The sequence below is a fragment of the Methylobacterium sp. Leaf125 genome, from assembly GCF_001423085.1.
In the GTDB taxonomy this organism is placed as follows: Bacteria; Pseudomonadota; Alphaproteobacteria; order Rhizobiales; family Beijerinckiaceae; genus Methylobacterium.
The window spans coordinates 943,420-960,447 of record NZ_LMNU01000001.1; the positions used below are offsets into that span (position 1 = coordinate 943,420).

21 protein-coding genes are annotated in these 17,028 nt (G+C 70.3%); 12 read left to right on the top strand and 9 right to left on the bottom strand.

What is annotated here, in order from left to right; translation table 11 throughout:
• The first annotated feature begins 77 nt into the window (after window positions 1-77).
• The 3 genes from ASF58_RS04260 to ASF58_RS04270 all read left to right on the top strand — a co-directional run bounded on the left by ASF58_RS04260 (window position 78) and on the right by ASF58_RS04270 (window position 1,151).
• Window positions 78-287 carry a cold-shock protein gene (locus tag ASF58_RS04260; protein ID WP_055947623.1) on the top strand — a complete coding sequence of 70 codons (210 nt, stop codon included), beginning with the start codon at window positions 78-80 and terminating at the stop codon, window positions 285-287.
• A 134-nt stretch (window positions 288-421) separates the two neighbouring features.
• Window positions 422-784: a DUF6481 family protein gene (locus ASF58_RS04265; RefSeq protein ID WP_280137523.1), complete on the top strand. Its 363-nt coding sequence runs from the start codon at window positions 422-424 to the stop codon at window positions 782-784.
• Window positions 785-956: 172 nt separating this feature from the next.
• Window positions 957-1,151 (top strand): hypothetical protein, encoded by a 195-nt coding sequence (locus tag ASF58_RS04270; protein WP_055947626.1) that lies wholly within the window; start codon window positions 957-959, stop codon window positions 1,149-1,151.
• Between the two features lie 97 nt (window positions 1,152-1,248).
• On the opposite strand, the gene ASF58_RS04275 is transcribed toward ASF58_RS04270, so the two are convergent.
• The gene (locus ASF58_RS04275; protein ID WP_055947629.1) at window positions 1,249-2,169 is read right to left on the bottom strand and encodes a L,D-transpeptidase; all 921 of its coding nucleotides are present in this window, start codon (window positions 2,167-2,169) and stop codon (window positions 1,249-1,251) included.
• A 335-nt stretch (window positions 2,170-2,504) separates the two neighbouring features.
• Between ASF58_RS04275 and ASF58_RS26850 the strand changes: the two genes are divergently transcribed.
• The 3 genes from ASF58_RS26850 (at window position 2,505) to ASF58_RS04290 (ending at window position 7,245) form a co-directional block, all read left to right on the top strand.
• Window positions 2,505-2,753 (top strand): hypothetical protein, encoded by a 249-nt coding sequence (locus tag ASF58_RS26850; protein WP_082512811.1) that lies wholly within the window; start codon window positions 2,505-2,507, stop codon window positions 2,751-2,753.
• A 212-nt stretch (window positions 2,754-2,965) separates the two neighbouring features.
• Window positions 2,966-5,716 (top strand): PAS domain S-box protein, encoded by a 2,751-nt coding sequence (locus ASF58_RS04285; RefSeq protein WP_055947634.1) that lies wholly within the window; start codon window positions 2,966-2,968, stop codon window positions 5,714-5,716.
• A gap of 272 nt (window positions 5,717-5,988) precedes the next feature.
• Window positions 5,989-7,245, top strand: a complete 1,257-nt coding sequence (locus tag ASF58_RS04290; RefSeq protein WP_055948825.1) for an MFS transporter — start codon at window positions 5,989-5,991, stop codon at window positions 7,243-7,245.
• A 10-nt stretch (window positions 7,246-7,255) separates the two neighbouring features.
• Here ASF58_RS04290 and ASF58_RS04295 read toward each other — a convergent pair whose 3' ends face one another.
• Together ASF58_RS04295 and ASF58_RS04300 are read right to left on the bottom strand one after the other, a co-directional pair.
• The gene (locus ASF58_RS04295; RefSeq protein ID WP_055947637.1) at window positions 7,256-8,020 is read right to left on the bottom strand and encodes a ComF family protein; all 765 of its coding nucleotides are present in this window, start codon (window positions 8,018-8,020) and stop codon (window positions 7,256-7,258) included.
• 49 nt (window positions 8,021-8,069) lie between these two features.
• Window positions 8,070-8,300 carry a hypothetical protein gene (locus ASF58_RS04300; protein WP_055947640.1) on the bottom strand — a complete coding sequence of 77 codons (231 nt, stop codon included), beginning with the start codon at window positions 8,298-8,300 and terminating at the stop codon, window positions 8,070-8,072.
• A gap of 115 nt (window positions 8,301-8,415) precedes the next feature.
• On the opposite strand from ASF58_RS04300, the gene ASF58_RS04305 reads away from it, so the two are divergent.
• Together ASF58_RS04305 and ASF58_RS04310 are read left to right on the top strand one after the other, a co-directional pair.
• Window positions 8,416-9,297 (top strand): methyltransferase domain-containing protein, encoded by an 882-nt coding sequence (locus ASF58_RS04305; RefSeq protein ID WP_055947643.1) that lies wholly within the window; start codon window positions 8,416-8,418, stop codon window positions 9,295-9,297.
• Window positions 9,294-9,653 (top strand): DUF427 domain-containing protein, encoded by a 360-nt coding sequence (locus ASF58_RS04310; RefSeq protein ID WP_055947645.1) that lies wholly within the window; start codon window positions 9,294-9,296, stop codon window positions 9,651-9,653. The genes ASF58_RS04305 and ASF58_RS04310 overlap by 4 nt, the downstream gene beginning before the upstream one ends.
• Window positions 9,654-9,665: 12 nt before the next feature.
• On the opposite strand, the gene ASF58_RS04315 is transcribed toward ASF58_RS04310, so the two are convergent.
• The 4 genes from ASF58_RS04315 to argJ form a co-directional block, all read right to left on the bottom strand.
• Window positions 9,666-11,177 carry a DUF6880 family protein gene (locus tag ASF58_RS04315; protein ID WP_055947648.1) on the bottom strand — a complete coding sequence of 504 codons (1,512 nt, stop codon included), beginning with the start codon at window positions 11,175-11,177 and terminating at the stop codon, window positions 9,666-9,668.
• A gap of 124 nt (window positions 11,178-11,301) precedes the next feature.
• Complete coding sequence (mutT, locus tag ASF58_RS04320; protein WP_055947651.1) at window positions 11,302-11,724, bottom strand: 8-oxo-dGTP diphosphatase MutT; 423 nt, start codon at window positions 11,722-11,724, stop codon at window positions 11,302-11,304.
• A gap of 2 nt (window positions 11,725-11,726) precedes the next feature.
• A complete protein-coding gene (locus ASF58_RS04325; protein ID WP_055947654.1) occupies window positions 11,727-12,467 on the bottom strand; it encodes an SIMPL domain-containing protein in 741 nt (246 codons plus the stop codon).
• Window positions 12,464-13,714, bottom strand: a complete 1,251-nt coding sequence (gene argJ, locus ASF58_RS04330; RefSeq protein WP_055947657.1) for a bifunctional glutamate N-acetyltransferase/amino-acid acetyltransferase ArgJ — start codon at window positions 13,712-13,714, stop codon at window positions 12,464-12,466. Before argJ ends, ASF58_RS04325 begins: the two co-directional genes overlap by 4 nt.
• 381 nt (window positions 13,715-14,095) lie before the next feature.
• Between argJ and ASF58_RS04335 the strand changes: the two genes are divergently transcribed.
• Entirely contained in the window at window positions 14,096-14,530 is a 435-nt protein-coding gene (locus ASF58_RS04335; RefSeq protein ID WP_055947660.1) for a hypothetical protein, read from the top strand.
• Between the two features lie 209 nt (window positions 14,531-14,739).
• Here ASF58_RS04335 and ASF58_RS04340 read toward each other — a convergent pair whose 3' ends face one another.
• Window positions 14,740-15,306, bottom strand: a complete 567-nt coding sequence (locus ASF58_RS04340) for a PRC-barrel domain-containing protein (RefSeq protein WP_055947663.1) — start codon at window positions 15,304-15,306, stop codon at window positions 14,740-14,742.
• Window positions 15,307-15,495: 189 nt separating this feature from the next.
• Between ASF58_RS04340 and ASF58_RS04345 the strand changes: the two genes are divergently transcribed.
• The gene (locus ASF58_RS04345; RefSeq protein WP_055947666.1) at window positions 15,496-16,089 is read left to right on the top strand and encodes a glutathione peroxidase; all 594 of its coding nucleotides are present in this window, start codon (window positions 15,496-15,498) and stop codon (window positions 16,087-16,089) included.
• A gap of 5 nt (window positions 16,090-16,094) precedes the next feature.
• Here ASF58_RS04345 and ASF58_RS04350 read toward each other — a convergent pair whose 3' ends face one another.
• A complete protein-coding gene (locus ASF58_RS04350; RefSeq protein ID WP_055947669.1) occupies window positions 16,095-16,319 on the bottom strand; it encodes a hypothetical protein in 225 nt (74 codons plus the stop codon).
• 131 nt (window positions 16,320-16,450) lie between these two features.
• Between ASF58_RS04350 and ASF58_RS04355 the strand changes: the two genes are divergently transcribed.
• Window positions 16,451-16,681 carry a hypothetical protein gene (locus ASF58_RS04355; protein ID WP_244477180.1) on the top strand — a complete coding sequence of 77 codons (231 nt, stop codon included), beginning with the start codon at window positions 16,451-16,453 and terminating at the stop codon, window positions 16,679-16,681.
• An 86-nt stretch (window positions 16,682-16,767) separates the two neighbouring features.
• Window positions 16,768-17,007: a hypothetical protein gene (locus ASF58_RS04360; protein WP_055947672.1), complete on the top strand. Its 240-nt coding sequence runs from the start codon at window positions 16,768-16,770 to the stop codon at window positions 17,005-17,007.
• Window positions 17,008-17,028: the final 21 nt, after the last annotated feature.

Consider the following 17,028-nt stretch of genomic DNA (forward strand, 5'->3'; position numbering starts at 1 on the left):
TGAGTTGGTAACGGAGACGGCCGCGCATGATCGCGTGGACCTCCGGTAGATGAAGCCCGCAAGGGCGAAGGAATACGATGGCTGTCGGTACTGTTAAGTGGTTCAACGAGACAAAGGGTTTCGGTTTCATCCAGCCGGATAACGGCGGAAGCGACGTGTTCGTGCACATCTCGGCCGTCGAGCGCGCCGGCATGCGCGGCCTCGCGGAAGGCCAGAAGGTCTCCTACGAGATGGAAACCGACAAGCGCAGCGGCAAGCAGTCCGCCGGCAGCCTCCAGACCGTCTGATCACGGCGGGCTCCCTCGTGGAGCCCGACCTGTTTCGAGAGCCGCTTCCCGAATGGGAGGCGGCTTGCTTGTGTTCTGAGACCCGATTCCAGGGGAGCGCGCCCGAGGCGGCCTCCCGCATGACAGGATCCTGTGTGAGCCAATTCAACCCGAACTCGATGACCGACCGCCTCAAGGCCGCGACCGAAGCCCGCGCCGCGGCGCTGGCCCGCTTCCGGGACCGCCCGGCCGCCGATGATCCGGCCGTGCTCGCCCGCAAGGCGGAGCGGGCTCAGATCGCCCGGGAGCGCGAGGTTCGCGTCGCGGCCCGCGAGCAGGCCCGGCTCGAGGCCGAGGCTCAGCGCGCTGCGGAAGCCGAGGCCGAGCGCGAGCGCCAGGCCGCCGAGGAGGTTCGCGCCGCCGAGGAGAAGGTGGCGCAGGCCGCCGCCGCACGCCTGGAGCAGAAGGCTCAGCGCGACGCGCGCTACGCCGCCCGCAAGGCCAAGGCGCGCCGCTGAGGGTTTCGTCGCCGGGATCGTTCGATCCCGCGACCACACGGCGGATCCGGGGCGGGTCCGCCCGACGGTGCGTCCCTCGGGACGGGCCCGCATCACCGGGACCGCCGCAGCGAGCGGGTCCATCCCGGGCGCGACGTCAGTCCGCCCAACCTCCACCGAGGAGACAAGCGCCATGTCCCACAAGTTCAAGATCGGCCAGCGCGTCCGCCGCGCTCAGATCGGCTACACCGCCCCGAAGAGCGATATCTCCGACGTCTTCGAGATTGTCCGCCTCGTCCCCGAAGATCAGACCGGCGAGCCGTTTTACCGGATCAAGTCCGGGAGCAGCGAGCGCGCGGTGCGCGAAGGCGAGATCACCGAGGCCTGAGCGGCGTTCCTTCGCGCCCGGCGCGGAGGCACGGACCAGCAGAGCGAAGGTAGGCCGCGGCCTCCCCCTCATGACGCGAGGGGGAGGCCGTTTTTCGTCAGCTCATCACCACCACGCGGGAGCCGATCTCGACGCGGCCGTAGAGATCGATGACGTCCTGGTTGATCATCCGGATGCAGCCCGACGACACGCTCTTGCCGATCGACTCCGGCTCCAGGGTCCCGTGGATGCGGTAGAGCGTGTCCTTGTTGCCCTGCCACAGGTAATGGGCCCGCGCCCCGAGGGGATTGTGGGCGCCGCCGGGCACGCCGAGGCCGCTCTGGAGCTGGGAGACGGAGCGCGCCAGCTTCGGCGTCCGCGCGATCATCTCCTTGGGCGGATACCAGTCCGGCCACATCTGCTTGGAGTTCACCGTCGAGGCGCCGGACCACGAGAAGCCCTGCTTGCCCACGCCCACGCCGTAGCGCCGCGCCCGGCCATTGGGCTGGACGAGGAAGAGGTGATGCGCCCGCGGGTCGACCACGATCGTGCCCGGGGTCTCGGACCCCGTATAGGCGACCTCCTGGCGGAGGAAGGACGGGTTCGCTTTGCGCCAGTTGAAGGCATAGACCGGAAAGGGCTCATCGGTGATCGCCGCGTAGGCGCGGTTGAAGTCGATGGGGCCATCGTCGATGGGCTTGGCCGGGGCGGCCTGCTGCGCCGAGGCCGGCGGCACCTGCCGCGGGGCGTAGAGATCCGCATCCGGATCATCCGCCACGGCGCGGCCGCGCTGGCTTCGCACCGGATCGAGCCCGCGGTCCGCGCCGCGCTCGGAATAGGGCACGTACTGGCCGCCCCGACGACGATAGAGCCGTCCCTCCTCGTCGCGATACAGGCGCTCGTCATCGTAGGGGCCATCCCCCGCGAGGGCACCGCCGAAGAGGCCACGCCCCTGCGCCAGGGCGGACCCGACAGGCGTGAGGAGCGCGAGGCTCGTCGTCGCCCCGGTGAGAAGCGTGCGGCGGGTCGTCTGGGACATGGACGTTGCTCGGAAGATAGTCAGAGAAGGGTCGTTCGAGCCTGGGCCTAGCAAGTCGACGCAGAGACGTCACGTCATCTGAACGATGGGCAGCCCTGCATGGGCACCAAAGTTCGGGGGCGATGCAGTGCGGGCACAATCATAGGGTTTGGAAACCATCCAGAAAACCTTTCGAAGACCCGCGCGAATACGCCGGCATCGCGCTTTCACCATGTCTGCGAAAAAGCGGTGATCGACCCCCGGCCGGAATGGTCGATCGATTGCAAAACGAAGCGGCGTGCCGACATAGGTGGTCGTCCGCAAAGCCCTCTCCCCCAGATCATGGAACGCGACCCGTGCCGGTCCCCCCGCGTCCCCGTCACCGCGCGCGCCTTGCGACGCTCGCGTTCCTCCTGCTCGTCTGCCTCATGCCCTCGGAAGGGCAGGCGGGCCGCAGCCGAACCGCACGCGTTGCAGAGCCCGCTGCTCCGGTGACGAGCTGGACCTCCAGCGAGCCGGAGAACCCAACCTGCCAACGCACCCGGCGCAAGCTCTGGCAGGCCGGCGAGGGCTGGGTGGTCCGCAGCATCACGGTCTGCCGGTAGAGCTCCGGGCGCATTGCTCGCTCGCACGCGTGCAAAATTGATTTGCGCGAAATTGATGATCTGCCTGCGGTTGAACGTAGGACAATCGCGCGCGCTTCGCTAAAGCTGGCGGGGCCCGCGTCGGGTCGACCGTCCACGGTCGCGTGCGAGGATCAAGGGCGCAGGATTGTCCGAGGCGCAGTGCATCGGGGGGAGCGTGGCCGGAGGGACGATTGAGTAGGACCGGCGACGCGCCCGAGACGGGCCCCGAGGCCCTGGCGCGCTACGACATCCTGGATACCGGGCCCGAGGACGGGTTCGAGGATATCGTGACGCTCGCATCCCGTCTGCTGGAGATGCCGGTCTCCCTGGTCTCGCTGGTGGATACCGATCGCCAGTGGTTCAAGGCCCGCGTCGGCTTTGCGCGGTCCGAGACCTCGCTGACGGAGTCGATCTGCGCCCACGCGGTGCGGCAGGACGGGCTCTTCGTCATTCCCGACACCACGCAGGATTCGCGCACCGCGGACAATCCCCTCGTCACCGGCGAACCGCATGTCCGCTTCTACGCCGGGATGCCCCTGCGCACGCCGGAGGGGACAGCCCTGGGGACCCTCTGCGTCCTCGACACCCAGCCGCGCCAGCTCTCCGAGGCGCAGGGCTTCATCCTGCGCACCCTCGCGGGCCGGGTGATGACCGAGCTCAACCTGCGGCGCGCCCTGAAGGAGCGTCGCGCGAGCGACCGGCACAATGCGGCGATCATCGGGAGCGCCATCGATTACGGCATCGTCACCCTGGACCTCGCCGGCCGGGTCACGAGCTGGAATACGGGCGCCGAATGCGTCCTCGGCTGGAGCGAGGCCGAGATGCTGGGTCAGCCGGCAGACCTCTTCTTCACGCGGGAGGACCGCGCACGCGGAATGCCCGATCACGAGATGCGCCTCGCCCGCGATCTCGGACGGGCCAACGACGAGCGCTGGCACATGCGCAAGGATGGCTCGCGCTTCTGGGGCATGGGCGAGATGATGCCCCTCAAGGACGAGGCGGACCGGCAGGTCGGCTATCTCAAGATCCTGCGCGACCGCACGGCCCAGCGCCAGGCTGACGAGGCTCTGCGCAGGCAGACGGCCCTCCTGCAGACCGTGACCGACCATCTCAGCGAGGCGGTGGTCCGCCTGAGCGAGGACGACGTCGTCATCTTCGCCAACCCCGCCGCCGAGGCGATGCTCGGCTGGCCCCTCGGCAGCCTGATCGGCCGCAACCTCCACGACACGGCGCATCATCATCATCCCGACGGGCGTCCGTTCCCGCGCGAGGAGTGCGAGGTCGTCCGCTCCCTGCGCAGCGGCGTCGCCCTGCGCGACCGCGAGGCGACGTTCTTCCGGCAGGATGGATCGCCCATCGACGTCATCACCAACAACGCCCCCATCATCGAGGACGGGGTGGTGCAGGGGGCCGTCCTGACCCTGACCGACATCACCGAACGGAAGGCGACCAATGCCCGCCTGCGCCGGAGCGAGGAGCGTCTGAGCCTCGCCCTCAATGCGTCCGGCATGATCGGCACCTGGGACTGGGACCTGCGCGAGGACGTGATCTATGCCGATCCGAACTTCGCGCGGATCTACACCGTCGATCCGGAGCGCGCGGCCCTGGGCGCGCCCCTGGCGGAGTACATCCGCAACTTCCACCCCGACGACATGCCGCGCTTCCAGGCGGAGCTCGACCGCCTGTTCGCGGGTTCGAAGGAGTTCGCCTGCGAGTACCGGATCCTCCAGCCGGACGGCTCCCATCGCTGGGTGATCGCCCGCGGGAGCCTGGTGCGCGCCGCCGACGGGACGCCGCTGCGGTTTCCGGGCGCGTCGGTCGACATCACCGAGCGCAAGCGCGCCGAGGAGCGACAGGCCGCCCTGGTCGAGCTCGGCGAGCGCCTGCGAGAATTGCAGGATCCCGGCGAGATCGCCTTCGTGGCCGCCGAGATCGCGGGCCGGACCCTGGGGCTGACCCGCGCCGCCTACGGCGTCCTGGACGATTCGGGAGCCTATCTCGACGTCGTCCGGGACTGGACCGTGCCGGGGGCGAGTACCCTCGTCGGGCGCCATCGCTACGACGATTACGGCTCCTACCTGCAGGAGCTGCGCCAGGGGCGCGCCGTCGTCATCGCGGACGTGGAGAGCGACCCGCGCACCGCCGACCGATCCGGCGCCTTCCGCGCCCTCGACGTGCGCACTGTGATCAACCTGCCCTTGATGGAGCGCGGGCAGCTCGTGGCGGTGTTCTGCCTGCACGATTCGAAGCGGCGCGACTGGACGCCGGACATCCTCGATTTCGTGCGCAACGTCGTCGACCGCACCCGCGCCGCCGTGGCCCGCCTCCGCGCCGAGGAGCAGCAGGAGCTGGTCAACCGCGAACTCAGCCACCGCATGAAGAACCTGCTGGCGATGGTGCAGTCGATCGCGACCCAGACCATGCGCAGCGCCATCGATGTCGACACGGCCAAGGAGGTGCTCGCCGGCCGCCTCATCGCCCTCGGCCAAGCCCATGACCTGCTGATGGGCGGCGCCCTCGGCAGCACCCTGATCGGCCCGGTGGTGCGGGGGGCCCTGAAGCTGCATGAGGATCGCGAGGGGCGTTTCCGCCTCGATGGGCCGGACCTCGAGATCGGTGCCAAGCCGGCCCTGTCGCTGGCGCTGATGCTGCACGAGCTCGCCACCAACGCGGCCAAGTACGGGGCGCTCTCGGATGAGGTTGGCCACGTGGCGATCCGCTGGGAGGTCCGTGACGAGGCCGGCGAGCCGACGCTGGCCTTCTCCTGGGCCGAGATCGGTGGCCCCCCGGTGACGCGGCCAACACGCAAGGGGTTCGGATCGCGCTTCATCGAGCGCGGGCTCGCCGGCCAGGTCGGCGGCACCATCGCCCTCGATTTTCCTGCCGACGGCGTCACCTGCGCCATCGCCGCACCGCTGGCGGCCTTCCAGGCCGACGGCTGACTCCGCGCACGCCTGCTGCGACCCTGGACATTTCCTGGGCAATGCCGTCTCGCGCGGCACTCGGGCGCCGCTGGTAGCGGCAGGTGACGGTCCGCGCATCGGCCCGGCCTGACGACGAACGGCATCCCTGAAACTGGCACGTTCGGTGCTTGGTTCGATCCGTCGCCGCTCGGCGACGCGCGGAGCAAAGGCGCTCCGCATGCGGACGGCGTGAGTCCGGATCCCTTGGCATGCACGGCCGCGCCGCGGCCGCGAACCTCGAGACGCACTCCATGGCCAGCTTCAAGACCGTGATGAAATCCGGTCATCCCCCGACCCTGTTCGCCGCCTTCCTCTACTTCGATTTCTGTTTCGCGATCTGGGTGCTCAACGGCGCCATGGGCCCGTTCATCACCGAGACCTACAAGCTGACCCCCGCCCAGACCGGGTTCATGATCTCGCTGCCGATCCTGGCCGGCGCGATCATGCGCTTCCCGCTCGGCGTGCTGGCGCAGTATATCGGTCGCAAGAACGCCGCCATCACCGAGATGACGGTGATCATGATCGCGATGGCGTTCGGCTTCTTCTACGTGAACACTTACGACGAGGTGCTCGCCATGGGCGTGCTCCTCGGCATCGCCGGGGCCTCCTTCGGCGTCGCCCTGTCCCTCGGCTCGGGCTGGTTCCCGAAGGAGCACAAGGGCCTGGCCATGGGCATCGCCGGCGCCGGCAATTCCGGCACCGTGCTCGCCGTGCTGTTCGCGCCGCCCCTGGCCCAGGCCTATGGCTGGCAGACCGTCTACGGCTTTGCCGGCTGCGTCATGGCGATCCCGCTCATCGTCATGGTCGTCTTTGCCAAGGAGCCGCCGGACGCCGAGCACCAGTCCTTCAAGGAGCACGTCTCCTGCCTGTTCCAGAAGGACGGCTGGGCCTTCAACCTGATCTACATCATCACCTTCGGCGGCTTCATCGGCCTGTCGAACTTCCTGCCGACCTTCTTCTACGAACAGTTTGCCGTCACCAAGATCGAAGCGGGCCGGTTGACCATGTTGGCGGCCCTGATGGGCTCGGGCATCCGCGTCGTCGGCGGCTACTTCGCCGACCGGATCGGCGGCATCCTGGTGCTGTCCGTCGTCCTGATCGCGGCGGTCGGCTCGTTCCTGCTCCTCACGGCCTCGCCCTCCCTGGCGCTCACCACGGCCCTGTTCATGCTGTGCTTCGCCGCCCTCGGGGCCGGCAACGGCGCCCTGTTCCAGCTCGTGCCCCTGCGCTGGCCCGCCAACACGGCGGTGGCCGGCTCGATGATCGGCGAGGTCGGGGCCCTCGGCGGCGCGATCCTGCCCAACGTGATGGGCCTGTCGAAGCAGTATACCGGCTCCTTCGCCCTCGGCTTCGTCGGCTACGCCATCTTCGCCGCCCTGGTGCTGGTCTGCCTGCTGGTGTGGCAGCGCAAATGGGTCGGCACCTGGGTCGGCCCGCGCGGCAAGGTGCTGACGCCGGGCACGCCGGACGCTGCCGAGGCCGGCCGCCTCGATCCGCTGACGGCCTGAACCGCGTCGCTCAGCCGATTTCCTCCGCGACCAGCGCGAAGGTCAGGACATCCACCGCTGCCGCACCGCCGCGCAGGAGTACCCGCGCGGCGGCGTTGGCCGTGGCACCGGTGGTCATCACGTCGTCGATCAGGAGAATGCGCCGGTCCTGCAGCCGGGGGCGCATCGCCTCCGGTACCCGGAAGGCGCCCTGGAGGTTCGTCGCCCGGGCCACCCGGCTCAGCCCCACCTGCGGCCGGGTCGCCTTCACGCGCGCAAGGTAGCCCGGCTCGGAAGGCCGCCCGGCGATCCGGCCGATCCGGCGCGCCAGGAGCGCGGCCTGATTGAAGCGGCGGCGCCACAGGCGCCATCGGTGGAGCGGGACCGGCACGAGGCAATCCGCGCGGGCGAGGAGCTCCGCGCCGGCACCCGCCATCATCCCGGCGAGGACGGGTCCGAGATCCAGACGGTCCTCGTATTTCAGCCTTTGCACGAGGTCGCGGGCGACGCCCTCGTACAGAGCCACCGCCCGCGCCTGGGCGAAGACCGGCGGATCGGCGATCGCGCGGGGAGAGAGCAGCACACCGGTGCCGTGATCGACGGCGAAGGGCGTCCCGAAGCGGTCGCAGCAGGGCGGCGCGATCAGATGCAGCCCCGACCAGCAGCGGGCGCAGAGGGCATGCGGATCGGCGATGGCACCGCTGCAGCCCGGGCAGGTCGGCGGATAGATGAGTGCGAGGCCGCCGCGCAGGGCGGCCTGCAATCCTGTGGTCACGGCGCGGGCAGCAGGAGCCATGACGGCGACCCTACCACCCGCGTGAGAAATCTGCGACCTCTGGTTGTTATCAGCGCGTCGGCTGCTGCGGCTGCGCCTGGTTCTGCTCGCGGTCGCGCTTGTTGGCCTGGTGGCGTCCGACGGCGCAGCCCGCGGCGGCACCCATCACACCATGGCCCGCCATGTGGCCGGCAACGCCGCCCACGAGGGCGCCCTTGATGCAGCCCTTGGCCTCGGCCCCGGTGGTGGCAAGGCTGATCCCCGCGAGGGTGAGGGCCGCGCCGAACAGGATGGACTTCATGGCGTCTGATCTCCTCGATTCGTCGTCGAATCGCTGGGCCTTAACAGCGAGGGACGGATTCACGTTCCGTCCCGGTTGCCGCTGGCGCCCGCGGTGTCGACGCGCCATCTAGATCGTGATGACCGCGCCTCCGTTGTTCGATACGGGCCTCGCCCGCCGCCGCCTCGCCCGGGCCCACCGGGCCGGCTATGCCGACTTCCTGCTGCGCCGGGTCGTCGACGATCTCGACGACCGCCTCGGCGCCGTGCTGCGGACCTTCACCGAGGCCGTCGATCTCGGCAGCCCGTCCGCCCTCGCCGCCGAGCGCCTGCGCGCCTCCGGCCGGGTCGGGCGCGTCACCCGTCTGGCACCCCGGGCGGAGGCCGGTGCGGTGCTGGCCGACCTCGAGGCCCTGCCGCTGGCGCCGGCCCGGTTCGACCTCGCCGTCTCGCTCCTCGCCCTGCAGCACGTCAACGACCTGCCCGGCACCCTGGCGCAGTTGCGCCGGTCCCTGCGTCCCGACGGGCTGTTCATCGGCTGCCTTCTCGGCGGCCGGACCCTGACCGAGCTGCGCCAGGTCTTCGGGCAGGCGGAGAGCGAGGTGGAGGGAGGCGTCAGCCCGCGCGTGGCCCCCTTTGCCGAGGTCCGCGAGATGGGCAGCCTGCTGCAGCGGGCCGGGTTCGCCCTGCCGGTCACCGATGTCGAGACCGTCACAGTCCGCTACCGCGACCCCTTCGCCTTGATGCACGACCTGCGCGCCATGGGTCTGACCAATGTCCTGCTCGACCGGCGTCGCACCCCCCTGCGCCGCGACACGCTCCTGCGCGCCGCCGCCCTCTATGCCGAGCGCTTCGCCGATCCCGACGGGCGCCTGCGCGCCAGCTTCGAGATCCTCTGGCTCTCCGGCTGGGCCCCGCACGAGAGCCAGCAGAAGCCCCTGAAGCCCGGAACCGCCCAGACGCGCCTCGCCGAGGCCCTGGGCACCACCGAACGCAAGCCCGAAGGACAAGACCCATGAGAGAGCCCGGACCCGACCACCCGATCACCATCGCGCCGCATCCGGGCCGGTTGCGTCTCCGGCTCGCCGGGACGCTCCTCGCCGAGACCGAGTCCGCCCTGGTGCTCACCGAGGCCAACTACCCGCCGGTGTTCTACATTCCGCGGGCCGACGCCCGCTGGGCGCATTTCACCCCGAGCACCCGCCGCAGCCACTGCCCGTACAAGGGCGATGCCAGCTACTTCACGCTGACGACGCCGGACGCGACCCGGCCGGACGCGGTCTGGAGCTACGAGACGCCCTATCCGGCGGTCGCGGCCATCGCCGGGCATCTCGCGTTCTATCCGGACAAGATCGACCCGATCGAGCAGGATTGAGCAGGCCCGGCCTCAATCCCGAACCTGCGACCAGAACGCGGCCTTGCGCCCGTGCAGCCGGCGCAGCGTGCCGCGGTAGGCCTCCGGATCTTCCGTCAGGCCGTCGAGGGCTTCGAGGTAGCGGGCGGCGTGGCCGTAGGCGGCGCTGCGCCCGTGTTCCAGGATGGAATCGATGAGCAGGCGGTAGAGCTCGGCTGCCGCCTCCGGCTGCGTCCGCTCCAGGGCCTCGGCGGCGGGCGCCAGGATCTCGTAGCGGCTTCCGTCCCAGCGGCCGCGATGGGCCATGACCAGGCGCGCGGCATGAGTGGGATTCGGCCAGTGGGTGAAGAAGGCGAGCGCCCGGTAGCGATCGGGGTGGGCCTGCGCCTGGTCGAAGGCGCGCGCCAGAGCCTCGTCGTCCTCGAAGTCGGGCAGCTTGGCGAGGTAGGCCCGCAGCATCGCGGGATCGAGGTGGCGCGCGAAGGCCTCCCAACGCAGGGTCTGTGCGGCCTCCGTCTGGCCGAGGCTGTCGAGGATGCGGATCTCCACGGCCTGTCGGGCCCGCTCGGGGGCGTCGTGGTCGAAATGCCCCGTGAGCAGCGCCTCCCGGGTGACCACCACCGGTCCACGCTTCTGCGGGCGGCGGATCCAGTCCAGCGCCTCGGGGGCCCGGTTCGCCCCCAGCAGTCGCTCGGCGATCCGCACGCGGTCCGGCTGCTCGGGCGACACCGCCTGCTCGAAGGCGATGAAGGCATCGACATCGCCGGCCCGGTCGGCGAGGGCCTGGCGCATGCGGACGAGGCGGCTGCGGGCGAGCTGAGAGGCCCAGGCCTTCTGGCCGCCGCCGGCCCGGCCTTCCGAGGCCGGGGGTGTGGCATCCGCCAGGGCCGCATCGAGGGGCGCCAGGGCCGCCTCGGGCAGCCGCGGGATCAGGTCGTGCATCAAAGCTTCGACGAAGCCGTGACCGTCGGCGCCGAGGCGGGTCACCAGCCCGGTGGCGACCCCTGCCGCCTCCTCCGCGGGGAGATCGACGATCAGGGCGGCGGCCGCATCGGCCGCGCGTTCGTAGACTCCGTGGAGACGTCCGCTCGAATCCTCCGCACGCCCAAGGACGTCGCCGGCTCCGCCGAGGAAGCGGATCAGCCGGTCGAGGGCTGCCCGCGGGTCCAGGGCGGCAAGCTCGGTCACCACCGTGGTGAGCATGGCGTCGAGGTCGGCCGCGAAGGCCCGCTGCTTCTGCCAGTCGATGTAGCCCTGGCCCCGCTCCAGGGCGGTGAGGCGCCGGTCGATCAGCGCCGCGATGGCGTCCGGTCCCTGCAGGCTCGCCACCGCCGCCGTCACCAGCTTCTTGAAGGTCGGATTCCGCGCCGTCTCGGACAGGACGAGGCCGATCAGGCGCTCCAGCCCGAGCGCCGTCAGGGTCTCGGGGCTCGGCGTGGTCTTGCGCGAGGCGCGTTTGGGTTTGCTGGCGGCCGACTTGTCCCCAACGGGCGGCTGAACGGAAGCCGCCTTCGCCGCCGGTTTCGCCGCTGCCCTGCGTGCCATGCACTGCGCTCCCTCGCCCGACGGGGCAACTCCGTTCCCGGCCGAGCAACTCCGTTCCCGGTCGAGCAAGTCCTCTCCCGACAGGACAGGTCGCGCCGGACGGGATCGACGCTTCAGAAGTGGATCAAGGGCCGAGCAGATCCAGCAGAAAGGGGATCAGCGGGGCATCGGCCGGCGGCATCGGCTGATCCTTGAGGTCGCGCGGACGCACCCATTTCAGCGCCTGACCCTCCATGGAGCGCGGCAGCCCTTCCCAGCGCCGGCAGATGTAGAGCGGCATCAGCAGGTGAAAGTCCGGATAGGCGTGGCTCGCGAAGGTGAGGGGGGCGAGACAGGCCTCCTGCACGGTGATGCCCAGCTCCTCGGCAAGTTCGCGGATCAGGGTCTCCTCCGGCCGCTCGCCCGGGTCGACTTTGCCGCCGGGAAATTCCCAGAGTCCGGCGAGCTGCTTGCCGGGCGGGCGTTGGGCGAGGAGCACGCGTCCATCGGTGTCGACCAGCGCCACGGCGACGACGAGGAGGATGCGCAGGGGCGCCGGCGTCGTCATGGTCATGGTCGTGGAGCGATCGCGAAGGTCGCGGCGACGTCGGCGGCCGTCTCGATGGTGCCGGCGACCAGGGGCACCGGAGCACCGCCGCGCTTGGCGCGCATCGGTGCGGGCGCCGCGAAGGCGATCGGCGGACTCGAGGCCGTCGCGGGCGACTGGATCGACACCACTCGCCCGAGGGTGACGCCGGCGGCCTCGGCCAGCCGCTCGGCCTGGACCCGGGCATCCTTCATCGCCGCGCTGCGCACGGCGCTCTCGGCCGCGTCGGGATCGCGCAGGCCGAAGCCGACGCCGTCGATGCGGTTCGCGCCGCCGTCGAGGGCCCGGCGCATCAGGTCACCGAGGCGGCCCATGTCGGCGAGGCGCACCCGCACCGTATTGGCGGCCCGGTAGCCGTCCGGTTTCTCGGTGAAGGATCCGTCCGCCTGGCGAACCGAGCGCGTGACCGGCTGCAGGGTGACGGCGGAGGTGCCGAGATCCGCATCCGGCACTTTGAACTCGGCGGCCAGGGCCAGGAGCGCCTTGGCGGCGATGCTGGCACCGTCGAGGGCCGCGGCTGGGGTTGCGCCCCTGACCTCGACGCCGATCTCCACCGCGGCGAAGTCCGGCGCCACCTCGGAGCGTGCGCGCCCGACGACACTGATACGGCCCTCGGCCGTCCCCGCTCCGTCCTCGGCCCGGGCCTCGCCACCGAGGCCCAGCAGCGACAGGGCGAGGAGGACGGCGGCGCCAGCGCGCCTCACGAGCGGTAATCCCCGTTGATCTCGATGTAGAGCTTGGTCAGGTCGCAGGTCCAGATACGCGCGCTGCCCTCGCCGAGGCCGAGGTCGACCCGCACGGTGACGTCGGATTCGCGCATCACGGCGCTCGCGGCCGCTTCGCTGTAATCGGGATCGCGGGCGCCCTCGCGGGCGACGCGCACGTCGCCGAACCAGATCGCGAGGCGGTCGCGGTCGGCCGGCTCTCCGGCCTTGCCCACCGCCATCACCACCCGGCCCCAGTTGGCATCCTCGCCCGCGATGGCGGTCTTCACCAGGGGCGAGTTCGCGATCGATAGGGCGATGCGATGGGCCGAGGCGTCGCTGGTCGCGCCCGTGACGCGCACGGTGACGAATTTGCGGGCGCCCTCGCCATCCCGGGCGACGAGCTGGGCCAGCTCGACCAGGAGGTCGTCGAGGGCGGCGCGGAACGCGGACAAGCGCGGATCGCCGGCATCGGTCACCGCGGCGTTGCCGGCGGCGCCCGTCGCGAACAGCATCAGGGTGTCGGAGGTGGAGGTGTCGCCGTCGACGGTCACGCAGTTGAAGCTGGTGGCCGTACCGGCGGAGAGCAGCGCCTGGAGCACCCCCTGGGGCAGGGCGGCATCGGTGAACACGAAGCTCAGCATCGTCGCCATGTCGGGGGCGATCATGCCCGCGCCCTTGGCGATGCCGTTGAGGGTGACGGTGACGCCGTCGATGGCGGCTTGACGCGTGGCGAGCTTCGGGAAGGTGTCGGTGGTCATGATCGCCTGGGCGGCCGCCGCCCAGGCCTCGGCGCCGTCCTGGGTCCGCCTGGCGCAGTCGGCCAGCACGCCCTCGAACTTGGTGGCATCGAGGGGCTCGCCGATCACGCCGGTCGAGGCGATGAAGATCTCTTCCGGCCGGCACTGTGCCGCCTCGGCGGCGATCCGGGCCGTCAGCGCCACGGCCTCGCGCCCGCGCAGGCCCGTGAAGGCATTGGCGTTGCCGGAGTTCACCACGAGGGCTCGGGCGCCCGCACTGCCCAGCGCCTCGCGGCACCAGTCCACCGGGGCGGAGGGGCATTTCGAGCGGGTGAAGACGCCGGCGGCCTGCGTGCCCGCGGCGAGCGCGACGTAGAGCACGTCCGTCCGCCCGGAATAGCGAATGCCCGCCTGCGCGGTCGCGAGTCCGACGCCGCGAATCGCCGGTAGCTGCGGTTGCGTCTGGGGCGCCAGCGGCGAGACAGGGGGGCTCTTGGCAGACGACATGGACGAGGGCTCCGGATCTCTGCGGCCGTCTCCGGCGCGCGGCGGAGCCGGTGTTGCCCCGCGGGCGCCATCCCCGTCAACCACGACCACCGTCATCCGTCTGTCGCATCCGACGCGCCGCCCGTGAGCGTTGCCGGATCAGGGACTTGTCTCAGGGATCAGCGTGAAGACGGGCCCGAATGCTGCGGTGCAGCATCGCGCCGCGACGAAGCTGCCCCGGGTCGAGCATTCGAGACATCGGACGGAGGGGCGCCCCGGACTCATCGGCTTGGACGGAATGGGGGGCTTGTCTGTACGAGCGAACGTGACATAGCATGCTGCGACGCACAGTTTCCGAGGTGGTCGGCACGGATGTCCAGGCGCGAGGGGGGAGTCTCGACTATGGAACGACCGACTTCGCCGGGTGGCGCCTACGGCGTTCAGGTCCTGATCGCCGGTCGCCAGAAGCATTGGCGCGACGAGGTGACATCGCAGATCCGACGAGCCGGCTTCGCGGCCACCACGGTGGATTGCGGCATCGACGCGATGACGGTCCTGGCCCTCGGTCTTCCCGTCGATGTTCTCGTCACCGACGTGAGCCTGCAGGGCAAGCTCTGCTGCCAGAAACTCGCCTTGGAAGCCCGTGCGCTGCGTCCGGACCTCCGCATCGTCTTCGCCAGCGACCTGGAATCGCTGGCGAGCGAAGACGACCCGACGCAGTGGCTCGAAGAGTTGTTCGACGCCCAGTTTCCCGACGACCGCGACGGCCTGATCGCGGTCCGGCGCATCGACAATGTCGCCAGCACGGTGCGGGACGCTCTCCGCAGCCCTGCCTGATCTCATCCGCTCTCGCCGCGCGGATCGCCTTTCAGAAATCTGCCTCTCGGGATCGAGCCGTGGCGCCGTTGGCTCCGCTTGGCGAGCCGGATACCCGAACGACGTGACGGTTTTCTGACGGTCTGGTGCGTCTCAGACCTGGACTGCCCGGAAACGAAGAAAGCCCTCGCGTGGATGCGAAGGCTCCCGTTTCATCGATCCCGACCGGATCACTGCGCCTTGGGGGCGTCCATCGGCTTCGGCTCGGTATTCGTCTTCGTATCCGTGCGCGTCGCGTTGGCATCCGTGTTCGGCTTGGTATCGGCGTTCGGCTTGGTATCGGCGTTCGGCTTGGCCTTGCCGAGATAGACGTATTCCGGCGCGGCGCGGAGCTGGTCCTTGTTGGTGTCGATCGTCGCCTTCAGGGTGGCGTCGTCGACGCGGACCAGCTTCATGGCGCTCGGGTCGATGGCGACGTACTTCGTGCCGAGACCGAGGAAGCCGCCGACGCCGACCACCCAGGACTTCACCGTATTCTTCTCGTCGAGCACCACGTCGGCGATCTCGCCGATGGTCTCGTTGGCGGCATTCTGGATGGTCAGGCCGACGAGCTTCGACGTGACCATGTCGCTCTTGTTCTGCACCACGAAGGTGGGGCGCAGGTCGTTGGCGAGGGTCGCGGGGGCGGCCTGGACCGGCGCCGACGCGGCGGCGGGCGCATTGGCATCCGGCGACTGAGCGAGGGCGAGGGTGGCGCTGGCAGCGAGGAGAGTCGTGCCGAGCAACAGGCTGCGCATGGGCGAAGTCTTTCGAAAGGTCGAGCCGAAGGTCGAACGAGGGGGGCGTGATGTCACACGCTCAAGTTCAAGCTTCCGCCAAAGGTTCCCGCAATACGGCATGGTGAATGGACGAACGCGGCGCGGGCCTTAGTTTCCACAGCAGAGGGGCAGCGGAACCGGTCCGCGCCCGCCACGGGGTGCCGCACCATGTCGAATCTCCTGCTGCCCGACGTCCGGCTCGCGCCGCTGCCACGCCGTCACGCCCTTGCGCTGCTCGGCGGGGCCCTCGTCTGCGGTGTCCGCCCCGCCCTGGCCGATGCCACGAAGGCGAGCGCCTTCGCGTTCGAGAAGCCGGAGGGCGGCACCCTGCCGCTCTCGGCGTATGCGGGCCGGCCCATCCTAGTGGTCAATACGGCCACGGCCTGCGGCTATGCCGGGCAATTCACGGGGCTGCAGGGCCTGTGGACCCGCTTCGGTGACCGCGGCCTCACCGTCATCGCGGTGCCGTCGCCCGATTTCGGCAACCAGGAACCGCTGGACGGCGTCGCCATTGCGGAGGCTGCGCGCAAGAACCATGGTGTGACCTTCCCGGTCACCGCCAAGACCCATGTCCGGGGTCCGAGCGCGCACCCGTTCTATCGCTGGGCCGCCGCCGAGAAGCCCGGCAGCACGCCGGGCTGGAACTTCCACAAGTACCTGGTCGACCGCGACGGCAGCCTGATCGGCGCCTTCCCGTCCTCGGTCGAGCCCAACGATCCGCGCATCGTCACCGCGATCGCCAATGCCCTGCCGGCTGCCTGAGGCTTTCAGTGCGGAACGTCCCGCGGCGGGCGAAGGGACCCCGACGGCGGTGGTGCGCGGCGGATGCGCCGTGCCCGCTCCGGGGTCCCGCGCACCGGCGGCGAGGCGTAATTCGAGGCGAAGGGATTGGCCGGCGTGCGATCGGCGCTGCCGAACAGGCTGAACTCCGCTCGGGCGCCCTGGCTCCCGCCCAGCACTATCAGGAGGAGAGCGAGGAGAAGGCGGCGCATGCGTGTTCCCGGGGGCGGCGGACTCTCTTGCGCCGATCCTTGCCCCGATACCGCAAACCCCCACATCCCGCGAGAGGCCGCACCGGAATCATCGAGGGGTCGGGCGGCCGTGGGATGGATCGAGGAACGGGATGATGAAGCCGCACCGGTTCGAGCAGGCGGGCACCGTCTTCGAAATCGCCTTCGAACGGGCGCCGGAGGGCTGGGTCGCCCATATCCGCCGTGCCGACAGCGAAACCACCCACGCGATCGGGTTTCCCGATGGGCCGGGCTACGATCCGACCGACGTGCGCGGGTCGCTGATCGCGGGCTGCGAGGCGGCGCTTCCCAACCTGTCCTGGGCGAACCCGACCCGGCACTGAGCGGAACCTCCCGAACCGCCCCGTGTTCGCCCTCCCGTATGCTGCGCTCGCACCGGCGTGGGCGCGCGGAACGGGAAGGAAAGCCGATGTCCGAGATCACCTATCGCATCGTCGAGCACGATGGCGGCTTCGCCTACAAGGTCGGCGACGTGTTCTCCGAGACCTATCCGAGCCACGACGAGGCCCTGCAGGCGGCCCAGGCCGCCGCGGCCGAGCAACAGGTTCCGGGCTCGACGGAGGGCATCCGCTACCAGGACAGCAAGGGCGCCTGGCACGACGAGACCGCCCAGGGCAACGATCGTCCGACCGCGCGCGTGGTCGATTGAGAGTCGCTTCCGGTCCGGCGG

Coding starts and splice junctions, on each gene's coding strand:
- ASF58_RS04310 (WP_055947645.1), top strand. CDS start 9,294: ATGAGAGAGCCCGGACCCGACCACCCGATCACCATCGCGCCGCATCCG.
- ASF58_RS04335 (WP_055947660.1), top strand. CDS start 14,096: ATGGAACGACCGACTTCGCCGGGTGGCGCCTACGGCGTTCAGGTCCTG.
- ASF58_RS04290 (WP_055948825.1), top strand. CDS start 5,989: ATGGCCAGCTTCAAGACCGTGATGAAATCCGGTCATCCCCCGACCCTG.
- ASF58_RS04350 (WP_055947669.1), bottom strand. CDS start 16,319: ATGCGCCGCCTTCTCCTCGCTCTCCTCCTGATAGTGCTGGGCGGGAGC.
- mutT (WP_055947651.1), bottom strand. CDS start 11,724: ATGACGACGCCGGCGCCCCTGCGCATCCTCCTCGTCGTCGCCGTGGCG.
- ASF58_RS04340 (WP_055947663.1), bottom strand. CDS start 15,306: ATGCGCAGCCTGTTGCTCGGCACGACTCTCCTCGCTGCCAGCGCCACC.
- ASF58_RS04295 (WP_055947637.1), bottom strand. CDS start 8,020: ATGGCTCCTGCTGCCCGCGCCGTGACCACAGGATTGCAGGCCGCCCTG.
- ASF58_RS04275 (WP_055947629.1), bottom strand. CDS start 2,169: ATGTCCCAGACGACCCGCCGCACGCTTCTCACCGGGGCGACGACGAGC.
- argJ (WP_055947657.1), bottom strand. CDS start 13,714: ATGTCGTCTGCCAAGAGCCCCCCTGTCTCGCCGCTGGCGCCCCAGACG.
- ASF58_RS04360 (WP_055947672.1), top strand. CDS start 16,768: ATGTCCGAGATCACCTATCGCATCGTCGAGCACGATGGCGGCTTCGCC.
- ASF58_RS04315 (WP_055947648.1), bottom strand. CDS start 11,177: ATGGCACGCAGGGCAGCGGCGAAACCGGCGGCGAAGGCGGCTTCCGTT.
- ASF58_RS04355 (WP_244477180.1), top strand. CDS start 16,451: ATGATGAAGCCGCACCGGTTCGAGCAGGCGGGCACCGTCTTCGAAATC.
- ASF58_RS04270 (WP_055947626.1), top strand. CDS start 957: ATGTCCCACAAGTTCAAGATCGGCCAGCGCGTCCGCCGCGCTCAGATC.
- ASF58_RS04345 (WP_055947666.1), top strand. CDS start 15,496: ATGTCGAATCTCCTGCTGCCCGACGTCCGGCTCGCGCCGCTGCCACGC.
- ASF58_RS04260 (WP_055947623.1), top strand. CDS start 78: ATGGCTGTCGGTACTGTTAAGTGGTTCAACGAGACAAAGGGTTTCGGT.
- ASF58_RS04300 (WP_055947640.1), bottom strand. CDS start 8,300: ATGAAGTCCATCCTGTTCGGCGCGGCCCTCACCCTCGCGGGGATCAGC.